This is a genomic window from Microcoleus sp. ARI1-B5 (assembly GCF_036705795.1).
Lineage (GTDB): Bacteria > Cyanobacteriota > Cyanobacteriia > Cyanobacteriales > Microcoleaceae > Microcoleus.
Genome location: NZ_JAUBVK010000047.1, coordinates 1 through 12,645 on the forward strand (window position 1 = coordinate 1; position 12,645 = coordinate 12,645).

The 12,645-nt window shown below is 46.3% G+C and carries 15 protein-coding genes; 11 read left to right on the top strand and 4 right to left on the bottom strand.

Annotated features, from left to right (window positions below; genetic code table 11):
- The first annotated feature begins 636 nt into the window (after positions 1-636).
- Both QUB63_RS33120 and QUB63_RS33125 read left to right on the top strand, forming a co-directional pair.
- Entirely contained in the window at positions 637-909 is a 273-nt protein-coding gene (locus QUB63_RS33120; protein WP_332949629.1) for a hypothetical protein, read from the top strand.
- The gene (locus tag QUB63_RS33125; RefSeq protein WP_332950479.1) at positions 906-1,604 is read left to right on the top strand and encodes an energy-coupling factor ABC transporter ATP-binding protein; all 699 of its coding nucleotides are present in this window, start codon (positions 906-908) and stop codon (positions 1,602-1,604) included. The genes QUB63_RS33120 and QUB63_RS33125 overlap by 4 nt, the downstream gene beginning before the upstream one ends.
- Before the next feature lie 129 nt (positions 1,605-1,733).
- Here the strand turns inward: QUB63_RS33125 and QUB63_RS33130 are convergent, their stop codons facing one another.
- Entirely contained in the window at positions 1,734-2,489 is a 756-nt protein-coding gene (locus tag QUB63_RS33130; RefSeq protein WP_332949631.1) for a DUF4058 family protein, read from the bottom strand.
- A gap of 301 nt (positions 2,490-2,790) precedes the next feature.
- Between QUB63_RS33130 and QUB63_RS33135 the strand changes: the two genes are divergently transcribed.
- The 4 genes from QUB63_RS33135 to QUB63_RS33150 all read left to right on the top strand — a co-directional run bounded on the left by QUB63_RS33135 (position 2,791) and on the right by QUB63_RS33150 (position 3,876).
- Positions 2,791-3,069, top strand: a complete 279-nt coding sequence (locus QUB63_RS33135; RefSeq protein ID WP_332949632.1) for a hypothetical protein — start codon at positions 2,791-2,793, stop codon at positions 3,067-3,069.
- A 128-nt stretch (positions 3,070-3,197) separates the two neighbouring features.
- A complete protein-coding gene (locus QUB63_RS33140) occupies positions 3,198-3,410 on the top strand; it encodes a helix-turn-helix domain-containing protein (RefSeq protein WP_006635455.1) in 213 nt (70 codons plus the stop codon).
- Positions 3,411-3,439: 29 nt separating this feature from the next.
- Positions 3,440-3,643, top strand: a complete 204-nt coding sequence (locus QUB63_RS33145; RefSeq protein ID WP_242725571.1) for a helix-turn-helix domain-containing protein — start codon at positions 3,440-3,442, stop codon at positions 3,641-3,643.
- Positions 3,644-3,663: 20 nt separating this feature from the next.
- Positions 3,664-3,876, top strand: a complete 213-nt coding sequence (locus QUB63_RS33150) for a helix-turn-helix domain-containing protein (RefSeq protein WP_332949634.1) — start codon at positions 3,664-3,666, stop codon at positions 3,874-3,876.
- Between the two features lie 138 nt (positions 3,877-4,014).
- Here QUB63_RS33150 and QUB63_RS33155 read toward each other — a convergent pair whose 3' ends face one another.
- The 3 genes from QUB63_RS33155 to QUB63_RS33160 form a co-directional block, all read right to left on the bottom strand.
- Positions 4,015-4,782, bottom strand: a complete 768-nt coding sequence (locus tag QUB63_RS33155; RefSeq protein WP_332949635.1) for a DUF6887 family protein — start codon at positions 4,780-4,782, stop codon at positions 4,015-4,017.
- Positions 4,766-5,032 (bottom strand): DUF6888 family protein, encoded by a 267-nt coding sequence (locus QUB63_RS35260; protein WP_442921813.1) that lies wholly within the window; start codon positions 5,030-5,032, stop codon positions 4,766-4,768. The genes QUB63_RS33155 and QUB63_RS35260 overlap by 17 nt, the downstream gene beginning before the upstream one ends.
- 78 nt (positions 5,033-5,110) lie before the next feature.
- The gene (locus tag QUB63_RS33160; RefSeq protein WP_332949636.1) at positions 5,111-6,619 is read right to left on the bottom strand and encodes a UbiD family decarboxylase; all 1,509 of its coding nucleotides are present in this window, start codon (positions 6,617-6,619) and stop codon (positions 5,111-5,113) included.
- Positions 6,620-6,698: 79 nt separating this feature from the next.
- On the opposite strand from QUB63_RS33160, the gene QUB63_RS33165 reads away from it, so the two are divergent.
- The 5 genes from QUB63_RS33165 to pstB all read left to right on the top strand — a co-directional run bounded on the left by QUB63_RS33165 (position 6,699) and on the right by pstB (position 12,609).
- Entirely contained in the window at positions 6,699-7,679 is a 981-nt protein-coding gene (locus tag QUB63_RS33165; RefSeq protein WP_332949637.1) for an NYN domain-containing protein, read from the top strand.
- A gap of 563 nt (positions 7,680-8,242) precedes the next feature.
- A complete protein-coding gene (gene pstS / locus QUB63_RS33170) occupies positions 8,243-9,271 on the top strand; it encodes a phosphate ABC transporter substrate-binding protein PstS (RefSeq protein ID WP_332949638.1) in 1,029 nt (342 codons plus the stop codon).
- A gap of 224 nt (positions 9,272-9,495) precedes the next feature.
- The gene (pstC, locus tag QUB63_RS33175) at positions 9,496-10,497 is read left to right on the top strand and encodes a phosphate ABC transporter permease subunit PstC (RefSeq protein WP_332949639.1); all 1,002 of its coding nucleotides are present in this window, start codon (positions 9,496-9,498) and stop codon (positions 10,495-10,497) included.
- A gap of 2 nt (positions 10,498-10,499) precedes the next feature.
- Positions 10,500-11,480: a phosphate ABC transporter permease PstA gene (gene pstA, locus QUB63_RS33180; protein ID WP_332949640.1), complete on the top strand. Its 981-nt coding sequence runs from the start codon at positions 10,500-10,502 to the stop codon at positions 11,478-11,480.
- 277 nt (positions 11,481-11,757) lie between these two features.
- Positions 11,758-12,609 carry a phosphate ABC transporter ATP-binding protein PstB gene (gene pstB, locus QUB63_RS33185; RefSeq protein WP_332949642.1) on the top strand — a complete coding sequence of 284 codons (852 nt, stop codon included), beginning with the start codon at positions 11,758-11,760 and terminating at the stop codon, positions 12,607-12,609.
- Positions 12,610-12,645: the final 36 nt, after the last annotated feature.

Genomic DNA, 12,645 nt, shown 5'->3' on the forward strand with positions numbered 1-12,645 from the left:
GATCGCGTTTGAGCCAGTCGTCGAGTACATCAAAGATGCCTCTTTCGGTCTGGGCGCGTCCGACTGCGATTGTCATTTACGCAAATCTCCAAATGGATATAATTACAGCGGATTTGTCTCTAGTCATTAGTCCCCAACCGTTGCCTCTGCTTAGCAGAAAACGAGTTGAATTATGAACAGAGTTTACTTTTCTTTACCGTATTCACGATTATAGACGTAATTCTTTACAAGAGCAAGTGTTTCTTCAAGAATTTCCGGATCTTGACTTGTCCTAAGTCCCCGAAGTCCCCTAAGCCCTTGAAGTCGCCGAAGTTGTTGCCCTGGCTGTGGGAACTTCTACTATATAGGACTGTCTGCGCTTTGTGTCAGCAGTGCGGTTGCTTCGTAGATATATCGCCATCAACCTCTTATTTTTCGATCGAGATTTGTCCTAAGTCCCCGAAGTCCCCGAAGAAACCCAGAATCAGGGCGGGCTCTCACAGGCATCGCCCTACAGAAACCGGGTTTTTTCACGGCAATACTTCTTTAGGGCCCGCCGAAACGCTAAAAAACCAGGTTTTTTGAGTCTTGATGCGTCCAGGACTGTCCTATATATATACTGAGGATAGAGCTCCAAACTTAGGTTTTTAAGACTATATGTTCAGCATTGACATCATTGTGAAGAACACGCCCGTCTCGCTGTCGGTGCAGCGGAAGTTGGCGGAGGACGCTGAGGCTGTTTACCAGCAGGTTTTAGAGGCGATTGGCAACTCGCAACCGCAAATTTTGGAACTCACCTGCGAAAAAAATCCTGAGAAAAAGGTAGCTGTCGTCAGCAGCGAGATTTCTGGGGTGGTGGTTTCTCAGAAATCGGGGGCCGCTTCTACGGGCCGAGCACCGGGTTTTGTTTCGATGACTTTGGCAGAATGAGGGCTGGGGGTGTGGGTGCCGATATGGGCCAGTCAGCCGTTGCTGTGCGGGATTTGGGTTTTTGCTGGCCGTCGGGCGATCGAGTTTTGCAAAATTGCTCTCTGGATGTACCCAAGGGCGAGTTTTGGATGCTTTTGGGTACTAACGGTAGCGGCAAATCTACGCTGCTGAGGCTGATGGCTGGGCTGCTGCACCCCCAATCGGGCGAAATTGACCTGGGCGGGCGGGTGGGTTTTGTGTTCCAAAACCCGGATCACCAATTGGTGATGCCGACGGTGGGTGCTGATGTGGCTTTTGGTTTGGTGGAGGAAAAGCTTTCTAATCTTCAGGTGCGCCAGAGGGTGGCTGAGGCTTTGGAGGCTGTGAATTTGCTTGATTTGCAGCGGCGGCCGATTTATGCTTTGAGTGGGGGCCAGAAGCAGCGAATTGCTCTTGCTGGGGCGATCGCCCGTCACTGCGAAATTCTGCTGTTGGACGAACCGACGGCTTTGTTAGATCCTGATTCTCAGTTGGATTTGGTGGCGGCGGTGCAGCGGTTGGTGAAAAATCGCGGGATTACGGCTTTGTGGGTGACTCACCGTTTGGATGAGTTGAATTACTGCGATGGGGCTTTTTTGTTGGAAAAGGGCCAAGTGGTCGATCGGGGAGATCCGGCGCGTTTGAAGCAGCGCTTGATGCAAAGTCAGGATGTTTAGCGATCGAGAAATTTTAGTCATAGTCGCGGCCGGGGCGGGTTTATCTGAATCTCTCACTTGAGTTGTAGATTAGGGTGAACCCGCCCCTACGGTATTTGTGATAATTAACCCGATATAATCTAACTAAATTCATCGCAATCCCCGATCGCGCAACAAAGCATTTGCCCAAATTGTATCAGCCTCTGAGAGTGCTGGTATGACTTCCCAGTTGCGATAATCTATCTTGAGGTCATAATTTGCTACGTCATAAATTTCAGTGAATAACTCCTGCAAGTTGATTACAGGTTCAGTATCGCCCGATCGCAGCGGCAGAGGAAATGCAGGTATCGGGTTTTGGACGTTAAAAGCGTACAAATCTGCAAAAGGGCGGTGATTTCCCGGACAAACTAAAATCCGATAGTGGCTATCAATATTGTTTTCAATAATGGGCATTTTTTGCCCGCGCTGCAATAAATCAATTTCTACTAAATTAGTCCGGCTTCCTAAAATCTCCTCTCGCTTTTTTTCGTATATTTTACGCCCTTTGCCGGCGCGTTTGTTCGTAGGCGATAGGATTTCAATAACTGTTATCAATTCTTTGGTTTCCCTTTCCATAATTTCTAAATACCCTTCCCGTCTTGGAAAAGGCACGGGAAGAGTTACTTTTATAGGTTGTGTTGGTAGTGGTGCAACTTCTAGGTTTGATGCTGTTGCGCCTGGAATGCTAATTAGCAGAGTATCGTCATCAGGAGTTTCATAGATTCTTATTTTTACATCAACTAAATATTTAGGACGCAGTTGGGGAGATAAAAATCTGGCAATTTGATTGATTAACAAGTGATGTATTCCCGGCCAGAGTTCGGGATGTTCTAAATATGGGTCAACACCGGGGAAGGGAGATGGCATCGATGTGACTCCTCAAATCTATTTCCAGTTTAGCAATACTTTTTAGGGACTATTAGGGCGATCGCACATCTTGCATTTATTGTAGTCCGCCGGGGTTTAAACCCCCCTCTGATAGTTAAAGTCCGCCGGGGGTTTAAACCCCCGTCTCATAGCTAAAGTCCGTCGGGGGTTTAAACCCCCGCCTCATAGCTAAAGTCGTCTGAAGACGACTGAAAGGTAATAAATCTAAACTTCCATCTTTTCTTCAGTCCACTTAAGTGGACTTTAGCTATGAGGCAGGGGTTTAAACCCCTGCCGGAATATGGCAACAAATGCAAGATATCAGTTCGATCGCATTAAACTTCGATCGGCAATTGCATCGGAATTGGAACGCTGTTTTCATCCAACACAGACACCGCATTTACGAAAACAATTGTATGCGGGACTGCGGGCATTAAGCGGCGCAGTGCATTTAGGTAAGATTCGGCATCACGGCGGCGGGCGAAACGGGCGACTGTTAACCGCTGACAGTTGGGGAGGTGGCGAATTAGATGCCAAGGTTGAAGTCGATCGCGATATGTCGGTTGTTTTGGTATCATAGAAAAATCCTTCCCACTTTTGTGGGTGGTGAATGAAAGGCGATCGCTCTAGATTTCTGAGGTCACGGGGCGATCGCTAATTTGATAATATTAATCTTATGATACGTTCGTATCGAGTGTCAAGTGCAAGATGGGGCTAATTAGGTTGCGGGTTCGAGAACTAGCGGAAGAGAAGGGTTGGACGCTTAAAGAAGTTTCTGAGCGATCGGGCATTCCTTACAGTACCGTTAGAAGTTATGCCCATTCTCCCAAGTTGGCAACTGTAGATTATACGGCTCTGAACAAAATGGCTCGCGTGTTTGATATTGCGATCGAAGATTTGGTTGAGATTTTGGAAGAGTAGACTGATTTTTTGCTGGGAATATGGGACGAATGAGGCTGCGAGTTCGGGAATTTGCTCAAGAGAAGGGTTGGAATCTGACAGAAGTCTCCAAAAGAACAGGTATTCCATATACCACGATCATTACCTATGCCAATTCTCCAGGCATGGCTACCGTTGACTACACAGCTTTGGACAAGATGGCCCGTGCGTTCGATATTGCGATCGAGGATTTAGTCGAGATTTTGGAACAGTAAACTGATTTGTCAGCGGGAAGATGGGGTTAATACGGTTGCGAGTTCGAGAACTAGCTGAGGAAAAGGGTTGGACGCTGAAAGAAGTTTCCGAAAGAACGGGTATTCCGTACAGCACGGTCAAAAATTACGCGCAAGCTCCTAAGCTGGCAACTGTAGACTATACGGCTTTGCAGAAGCTTGCTGAAGTTTTCGATGTGATGGTCGAAGACTTGGTTGAGGTTTTGGAACGGTAAACTGTTGTTCAAATAGGGCTTACACACGGTTGGTGAGAAACCGGGTTTTTTGCAGCATACTTCGTTACAGCCCGCAGATTCAATAAAAACCCGGTTTCTTTGGTTTTGATGTGTAATTCCCGATCGCGATCGCCCCTCCTAAAAATCACAAAAATCCTCAATCCCTTGCTCGCTCGCAAAAAGTGCGATCGGCGTTGCAAGTCTTGATGGCCAACCGCTAGTTGATACTAAAAATTCTGCGATCGCACTTATCATCGCAGGCAATTCTACTTTCAGATCGTCCTGACAGATAACACTGCGACACCGACTGCTTAACTTTTCTAGCAAATCGGATTCAACCTCTGTTCCCGCTGCGATCGCAATTAATCGTGCAGCATCTTCCAAATTTCCCCCGCACTCCTGAATCGTATCGATAGCAGCTAATGCTTCAGGATCGTGTTTTAATTGTTCGCGCAGGCGATCGATTTTTTCTTGCGTCACTGTAGCGGTAGTTTGACGGGTGGCTGGTTGATTTTTGGCGGCGATTTTTTGCATCAGCCTTTCCTCAATTTCGGTTTCTAACTTTTGCCGCAACTTCGCTTCCACTTCTAATTCAATTTGCGATCGAAGTTTTGCCTCAATTTCTACCTCTAATTTTTGGCGCAATTCCTCCTCCCGTGCTTTTTTCCTTTGTTGTTGTTTTTCGTTATCAATTTCAACTCTTTTCTTAATTGCTTCCTCAGCGATGCGAATATTTTCTTCAATGGGTACACCTTCAGGAGTACACATCGGCCCGTACCACGTCGCCTGTGAATCTGGGGGATTGCGACGGCTAAAAAAGAACCGAATCGCTTCATCATCATCCCGATGCGACAGGACGTAAGCTTTTAATTCAGCTCTGCTCATTTCCTCAAAGTTCGGTTTCATTCAAAAACCTCCAAAGTCCATTACTAGATACGATGATTTGGATTTCATCATTTACGAAAATATATACTTCTCTGGTTTGATAATTAAAACGGAATAGTTGAATATCCCGGTAGTAGCTGGACAACATCTGGCAGACGCGCAGACAGGCTTGGGCTTGTTCGTCAGTGGGATTAATCGATCGTTCCTCAATTCTGCCACAAACTCTAAAATATAATATAACTCTGGCTGTTTCGCTGCTAATTCCAATAATAGGGGCGGGTACGGCGTTGCACCGCCCCTACAAAATCAGGGTGCAACAGGCGTCCCGCCTCTGCATTTCTGCGCTTCCCTACTTCATCTCATAGCCAAACAAATTCGGATCGACTTCTCCCAAATTCAAATCAGCCAAACCATACTCAGCCCAACGCCGATCGACCATCGCCGCCACATCCGGATCGGACTCCAAAACTTCCCCCCACTCGTGATCCGTTTCCGGTGGCATCTTCGTAGTAGCATCAATCCCCATTCTGCCGCCCAAGCCAATCTTTTCGCTGGCAAAATCTAACGTATCAAACGGCGTATTCGGCAAAATAAATACATCTCGAACCGGGTCAACCTTAGAACTAATTGCCCACACTACTTGACGCGGGTCGCGAATGTTGATACTTTTATCGACAACAATCACAAACTTAGTGTAAGTAAACTGCGGCAATGCGCTCCAAAATGCTAAAGCAGCTCTGCGCGCTTGACCGGGATAAGCTTTATCAATGGAAATAATTGCTGCTTTGTAACTCAGCGCTTCCATCGGTAAAAAGAAATCGACAATTTCCGATACTTGCTGCCGCAAAATAGGGGTGTAAATGCGGTTTAGCGCGATCGCCATCATAGCCTCTTCTTTCGGTGGCCGCCCGCTAAATGTGGTCAGATAAATCGGGTCTTTCCGGTGCGTCATGCAGTTGAACCGAACCAGCGGCGAATCTTCGACACCGCCGTAATAACCCATGTGGTCGCCAAACGGCCCGTCGGGTAACACTTCCCCCGGCGTAATCGTTCCTTCTAACACGATTTCCGAGTCCGCCGGTACTTCTAAATCTATGGTTTTGCACTTCGCTAAACTTACGCCGGAACCGCCGTAAAGTCCAGCAAATAACCATTCCGATAAATCTACGGGAATTGGTGTGGCGGCGGCGAGAATAATTAAAGGATCGACTCCGAGGGCGATCGCAACTTCCAACTTTTTACCAGCCTGCGCCGCTTTTCGCAAGTGCCGCGCGCCGCCGCGGACAGATAACCAGTGTACAGTCATCGTGTTTTTTGACTGCAACTGCAAGCGATAAACGCCCACATTCGGCGTACCGGTTTCGCAATCTTTGGTAATTACCAAACCCAGGGTGATAATTTTGCCCGCATCTCCCGGATAGGGGCGAATCATCGGGATTTTGTTCAAATCCAGCCCTTCTCCCTCAATTACTACTTGCTGACAAGCTGGGAAAAAGTCGCGGCCCGGTTTGGCTTTCACTACGTCGAACAGGACTTTGCCAAATTCTATGGCTTGGGAAATCTTTTTCGGCGGTTTCGGCTGTTGCAGCATTCCTAATTTTTTGCCGAGCTCTTCTAGTTCGATCGGCTTTTCCATGTTCATCGCCCAGCAAACCCGTTCTTCCGTGCCCAACAAATTAATCGCGACGGGGAATTCGGCGCCTTTGACGTTTTCAAACAGCAATCCGGGGCCGCCTTTTTGCAGCATTTGGTTGGAAATTTCGGCAATTTCGAGGTCGGAATCGACTAAAGCGCTAATCCGGCGCAGTTGTCCCCTGTCTTCGAGTAGTTTTAGGAATCCCCGCAAGTCTCTAGCCATTTTCTTTAAGATTTGTTAACGGTCTTTATGTTATTATGAGCCGATCGGCAACCATAAGTTAGGCTACGATCGTCAGTTAATGAAAAATCCCCGACGCTCGCCCGATCGATTTCGCAAAAGTGGTCGTTCCTGCAGCAGGCAGTTTTATTCGTCCCAAGCTCGCCGCCAACAATTGTTTGAGCCTGTGGCGCCGTCTAACAGTGGCGGCGCCGAAAGCGATCTCGCCCCAAAAACAGCCGTAAAGTGCGATCGGGGAATTGCGATTTTGTTGCTAGATGCAGAAAACTTGAAACTAGACATTAATACGGAAAAGTTTTTAGCCAGTCTGTGCAGCTATCCCCTGCAAGTTAAGATTGCTTTTGCTAACTGGAAAAATCCCAGCACGAGCAAGCTGGATACCGAACTGTACGATCGCGGTTACGAACTAATTCACGCTCCGGGCGGTTCTAACAGCGCTGACGGTAAAATGATTGCCTTTGGTGCTGCTATTTTATACCGCTATCCTGCTGTCCGACAAGTTTTTGTTGGTTCTTCGGACAGTTTGTTAAATCACCTCTGCAATCAACTGCAAAATCTGGGATTGACTGTCTTTCGGGTACGCAGTCAAAATGCTGTGTTGTCTGTAGAAAATCATCTGACTGGCGAGAGCAAGCACTATTCTTGCAAAGAGGAAGTGGAACTCCCTACTTTTGCAGAACTGGCAAATAAAATTGCCGAGTTGCTGAAGGCAGAACACCAATCTATCAACGAGCGAATAGCTTGGTTTTCTAGTGTCACTCAACTTTTTAAAGAGCGCCGCGCTATCGAATTTAATTCGATAAATTCCACCGATATAGGAGTGTTTCCGTTCCCCTCAAACGAAATTAATGCGGCCGAAGAACCTGCAACTCTTCTTTCCACCGCTCAAAATATTGAACATCAGAATTTGCCACAAACTTTCCCGGCTAATTCAATTGCTATTAATTCGCTGGATGATTTAGAAAAAATACTTTTAGAAATGATTGAGGCGACGAGAGTTGAGTCGGGAGAGGATGCTATTTATTTCTGTGGCAAAACTTAAGAAAAAATTTTTCAAAACATATGAGTGTCATGCCGATTTAATTGTCAAACAATTTTTGGGTAATTCCAGTTTGATAAAATTTTTGCAGTCGCGAGCTTCGGTTTTTAAACTGACATTAAATGGCACAGAACATCAAGTGGCGATCGCTCAAAAAGATGCGCATTCAGAAACTGATACCATTTGAAAAAAAGAATGCAAGTATAGACCCGCGATCCAAATCATGAGAGTCATCAGTCATTTCCAATTATCAAATCTCAAATGGTATGACTATCCTGCAGCGCTTTAAACCTCTGTAGCAAATGTGATAGCGTTAACCGCTCAATCTCCCGGCAGCTATATATCGCAGAAATTTATTTCTGCGATATATAGCTAATAATTCTCATTAATTTGCCAGAGAATGACTCTAATAACTCTTGCAACAGCTAATTCTCAAAAATTTAACCATAATTTAACCATAATTTAAAACAAGCTTATCATTTCCCCGATCTTTACTTGGAGATTTCAGTCTATCCTAGGTCGTAGATTTGCAAAGTCTGCTATCTAATATTTAAGGACGAGGAGTTATGGTTTTCTTCACTAAAAGCTGGCGGCGCGGCTTTATAGTTACGCTAGCGGTAGCAGCATTTTCGCTTTCATTGATTACTTCCGCTGTAGCTGCGGTAACATTAAACGGTTCGGGAGCCACTTTTCCCAAGCCGCTGTACGATCGCTACTTCTCTCAGATGAGAAGTGCAAATCAAATTACTGTAAACTACGAAGGCACTGGCTCCGGAGCTGGTATCAAAGCATTAATTGCAGGTACTGTGGATTTCGCAGGCAGCGATGCGCTGATGACTTCTGAGCAAATCTCTCAAGTCAAGCGCGGCGTGATAGCAATTCCGACAGCCGGCGGCGCGGTTGCAGTTGTCTACAACTTGCCCGGAGTCAACAATGTCAAACTGAGTGCCGATGCGATGAAAGGCATTTTTGAAGGCAAAATTACCCGCTGGAATGATGCGAAAATAGCAGGGATTGCCGGACAAGCTAAAAATTTGCCAAATACTGCAATTCGAGTAGTTGTGCGCGCCGACAGCAGCGGTACAACCTTTATTTTTGCTAACCACTTACAGGCGATTGGGAGCAGCATCAAAGCTGCTGCTCAACCGAGTTGGCCCGGTGGCCCTCTCAGCGGCCAAGGAAACCCCGGCGTAGCTGGTTTGGTGAAACAAACACCTGGTGCAATTGGCTACGTTCAGGATACTTTTGCTCGCCAAAACAAGCTGCAAACAGCGTTTATTCAAAATAAAGCTGGCCGATTTGTAGATGCTAACTTGGCAGAAGCCGAAAAAGCTTTGGCAGGGGAAACATACCCCGCCGACTTCCGCTTGGTTGAAGGAAATCCCAGCGATGGATATCCGATTGTTGGCTTGACTTGGCTGTTAATCTACAAAGAGTATCCTGCTGCCAAAGCAGATGCTATTAAAAAGATGGTTAATTGGGTGATGACTACAGGTCAAGGTCTTAACAAACAGCTAGAGTATACCTCGATTCCGCAAGGGACAGCTCAAAAGGTGGTTCAAACAGTTAATCAGACTGTGGTTGCTAGAGGTTAATTTAAATTTTCTCATGGAGTTATGAGTTTTGAGTTAAATGTATGACTCAAAACTCATAAATTGCAGGGGCTTTGGTGCTTGCGGCGCACTACAAGATAGTTTCAGGGCTTTGGTGCTTGCGGCGCACCATACAACTACAATAAGTTAGCTTTGGTGCGCTTAGCAAGCACCCTACAAGATAGTTTCTCAAGCAAAAATTTCGCTTTTTACGCCATAACTCGGGTATGACCAATTCTTCAAAGAAACCGAAAAAATTGACTCGGAAGCCGGCAGCAATCAACACGCACGTAGACTTGACTGATACCAATGGTGAAGGTTTGTGGCTGGAGTCGGGATTTACTGTATTTGTATGGGCTTTTGCTATAGCGACGGCGGGTACGCTGTTCTGGATGAGCGAGATAATTTTTAAGGATGCTTGGCCGGCTATTAGCAAGTTTGGACTGGAGTTTTTGTGGAATCCGAAATGGGATATCGGCGAGTTGCAGTTTGGAGCTTTGCCGTTTATTTACGGTACAGTAGTTAGTTCTGCGATCGCCATTATCATAGCAATTCCTCTAGGACTTTCAGTCGCGATCGTTACCAGCGAGAACTTTTTGCCGACTTGGGTGCGATCGCCCTTGGGATTCATGGTTGAATTAATATCAGCCATTCCCAGCGTCATCGTTGGCTTGTGGGGAATCTTTGTTTTAATTCCCTTCCTGCTGCCTTTACAGCAGTCGCTGTTCAACAACTTTAGCTGGTTTCCCCTATTCAGCAGCGAACCTTTTGGGCCGGGAATGCTCCCCGCAGGCATACTTTTATCGATTATGATTTTGCCCACAGTCGCCGCCATCAGCCGCGATGTCTTGCTGTCAGTTCCACTCGATTTGCGGAGTGCTTCCATGTCCCTCGGCGCCACCCGCTGGGAAACCATATTTAAGCTGTTATTACCAGCAGCAAGTTCGGGAATTATCGGAGCGACTATCTTAGCCTTGGGACGCGCATTGGGCGAAACAATGGCAGTCACAATGGTAATCGGCAACTCGATTCAAATCAACCAATCTATATTAGCTCCCGGCTACTCAATTCCCGCTGTTTTGGCAAGTCAATTTCGGGAAGCTCAAGAAGAACTGCACATCGGCTCTTTAATGTATTTAGCCTTAATTCTATTTGTGATTACCCTATTGGTGAACGCAATTGCAGTATTGCTAGTTGAGCTAATCAGCGTTAAGGGAGCTAAGAATTAAACATGACTCAAGCACAAAAATCCAACAGTATTCTGGATGCAGAAATCAACAATCCCCTGTCGCTGAGCAGAAACTTTTTCAGCCGGGGAATGACCGTTATTGCCTTCGCTCTTACAGGTCTTGCCTTGCTGCCTTTGTTCGCTATTTTGTACAAAATCTTGGGCGAAGGACTGACACATTTGAGCTGGGAAGTGCTAGTATCTCTGCCCGCACCCGTCGGAGTTGAAGACCAGCCCAACGGCTTTGCCAATGCGATAATCGGCACAGTCATAATGGTAGGAATTGCCACATTAATTAGCGTGCCTATCGGCGTGATGACGGGAATATTTTTGTCAGAGTTTGGCAGGGAAAATAAGGCGATAGCCAATGTAATCCGCTTTATCACCGTCATTCTCAGCAGCGTTCCCTCAATTGTTGTCGGCGTGTTTTCTTACGCTTTAATTGTAGTTACAACTAAGGCATTCTCAGGATTGGCCGGCGGTTTCGCGCTCGGCATTATCATGCTGCCCGTGGTGGCGCTGACAACAGAACAAGCATTAAAATTAGTGCCTGCTTCTTACCGCCTCGCTTCTGCTGGTTTAGGAGGCGGACGCTTTCAAACAATGTTTCGGATTATTATTCCCTCAGCACTTCCGACTATTACCACAGGCATTTTACTCGCAGCTTCCCGCGCGGCCGGGGAAACTGCACCTCTAATTGTAACTGCTTTGTCCAGCCAATTTTGGCCTCCTTTAGTTGAGAAATTGGGCGAGATAGTTCAGTCTCCAGTGGGCGCAGAAACCATCGCAAAACTACAAGAAATTCCCGAGACACTGCTGACTCCGACTCCTTCTATGTCAGTATTAATATACAGTTACGCCAGTTCTCCTTACAAGGAGCAGAATGAATTGGCGTGGACTGCAGCCTCTGTCCTTTTGGGTATGGTTTTGCTCACCAGCTTGGCCTCCCGCGCCGTCACTCGCAAACGCTTGCAAAATCGGTAAATTGCTTGAGAAGGAAGTTCGGCAACGGATTCTTTAACGGATTTAACGGATTTAATGGATTGATATTAGACAAGATGGCATTTATTATTCTCTTTCCTATCTTGAAATGTATCTGCGTTGCATCGTCGGTTGCATCTGCCTTAAATCTGCGGTTTCTGTATCAATACATCCGTGATTAACGAAATGAGTGCATAGCTAGCAAGTCTAACTAAATAATCCCATCTGGTAATATTCTGGATCTAAAAATCTACTGCTAACACTAGACAAACTGCAAATAATGAAACCCAAAAGTAACTTAAAAACTGAAAAATATAGCGACCAATTCCTAGAAGATGCGGCTCCGGAAATCGACCCCAATGTCATGCCAGCATTGCGGGTTCAGGACTTGAGTTTTTACTACGGAACTCACAAAGTGCTCGAAAATCTATCGATGAATATTCCTCACCCGCAAGTGACGGCGATTATCGGCCCTTCAGGTTGCGGAAAATCTACTTTTCTGAAGGCTCTCAACCGCATCGGCGAATTGGAGGGGAAAGTTCAAATCAAAGGCCGGGTTGAGTTTTTTGGACAGGATATTTACAGTCCGAAGGTCAATATTAATAGTTTGCGCCGCCAAATTGGGATGGTGTTTCAAAGGCCGAATCCTTTTCCGCTGAGCATTTACGATAATATTGCTTACGGAGTGCGCATTTTTGGTCGCAAAAGCAAAGCTGAATTAGACGAAATTGTGGAATCTGCGCTCAAAAGTGCGGCGCTTTGGGATGAGGTGAAAGATAATTTGAAGAAGTCGGCGCAGGGGATTTCGGGGGGACAGCAGCAGCGGCTTTGTATTGCTCGCGCTTTGGCGGTGAAGCCGAAAATTTTGCTGATGGATGAGCCTTGTTCTGCTCTAGACCCGATTTCTACGATGAAGATTGAGGAGTTGTTTCAGACTCTGCGGGAGCAGTTAACTGTGGTGATTGTAACGCACAATATGCAGCAGGCGGCTCGGGTTTCTGATTATACGGCTTTCTTTAATACTGATGAAAGCCGTATCGGCAGCTTGGTGGAATTTGGGCCGACAAGCCGGATTTTTACTTCTGCAAGTAATCCGAGTACGAGGGATTACATTCAAGGTCGTTTCGGTTAATCAGGTTCGCAGTGAGGACTTCAGTCTTATAAAATA

Bases quoted from the DNA above. Each gene is read 5' to 3' on its own strand.
- QUB63_RS33120 (WP_332949629.1), top strand. From the start codon at position 637: ATGTTCAGCATTGACATCATTGTGAAGAACACGCCCGTCTCGCTGTCG.
- QUB63_RS33125 (WP_332950479.1), top strand. From the start codon at position 906: ATGAGGGCTGGGGGTGTGGGTGCCGATATGGGCCAGTCAGCCGTTGCT.
- QUB63_RS33130 (WP_332949631.1), bottom strand. From the start codon at position 2,489: ATGCCATCTCCCTTCCCCGGTGTTGACCCATATTTAGAACATCCCGAA.
- QUB63_RS33135 (WP_332949632.1), top strand. From the start codon at position 2,791: ATGGCAACAAATGCAAGATATCAGTTCGATCGCATTAAACTTCGATCG.
- QUB63_RS33140 (WP_006635455.1), top strand. From the start codon at position 3,198: ATGGGGCTAATTAGGTTGCGGGTTCGAGAACTAGCGGAAGAGAAGGGT.
- QUB63_RS33145 (WP_242725571.1), top strand. From the start codon at position 3,440: ATGAGGCTGCGAGTTCGGGAATTTGCTCAAGAGAAGGGTTGGAATCTG.
- QUB63_RS33150 (WP_332949634.1), top strand. From the start codon at position 3,664: ATGGGGTTAATACGGTTGCGAGTTCGAGAACTAGCTGAGGAAAAGGGT.
- QUB63_RS33155 (WP_332949635.1), bottom strand. From the start codon at position 4,782: ATGAAACCGAACTTTGAGGAAATGAGCAGAGCTGAATTAAAAGCTTAC.
- QUB63_RS33160 (WP_332949636.1), bottom strand. From the start codon at position 6,619: ATGGCTAGAGACTTGCGGGGATTCCTAAAACTACTCGAAGACAGGGGA.
- QUB63_RS33165 (WP_332949637.1), top strand. From the start codon at position 6,699: ATGAAAAATCCCCGACGCTCGCCCGATCGATTTCGCAAAAGTGGTCGT.
- pstS (WP_332949638.1), top strand. From the start codon at position 8,243: ATGGTTTTCTTCACTAAAAGCTGGCGGCGCGGCTTTATAGTTACGCTA.
- pstC (WP_332949639.1), top strand. From the start codon at position 9,496: ATGACCAATTCTTCAAAGAAACCGAAAAAATTGACTCGGAAGCCGGCA.
- pstA (WP_332949640.1), top strand. From the start codon at position 10,500: ATGACTCAAGCACAAAAATCCAACAGTATTCTGGATGCAGAAATCAAC.
- pstB (WP_332949642.1), top strand. From the start codon at position 11,758: ATGAAACCCAAAAGTAACTTAAAAACTGAAAAATATAGCGACCAATTC.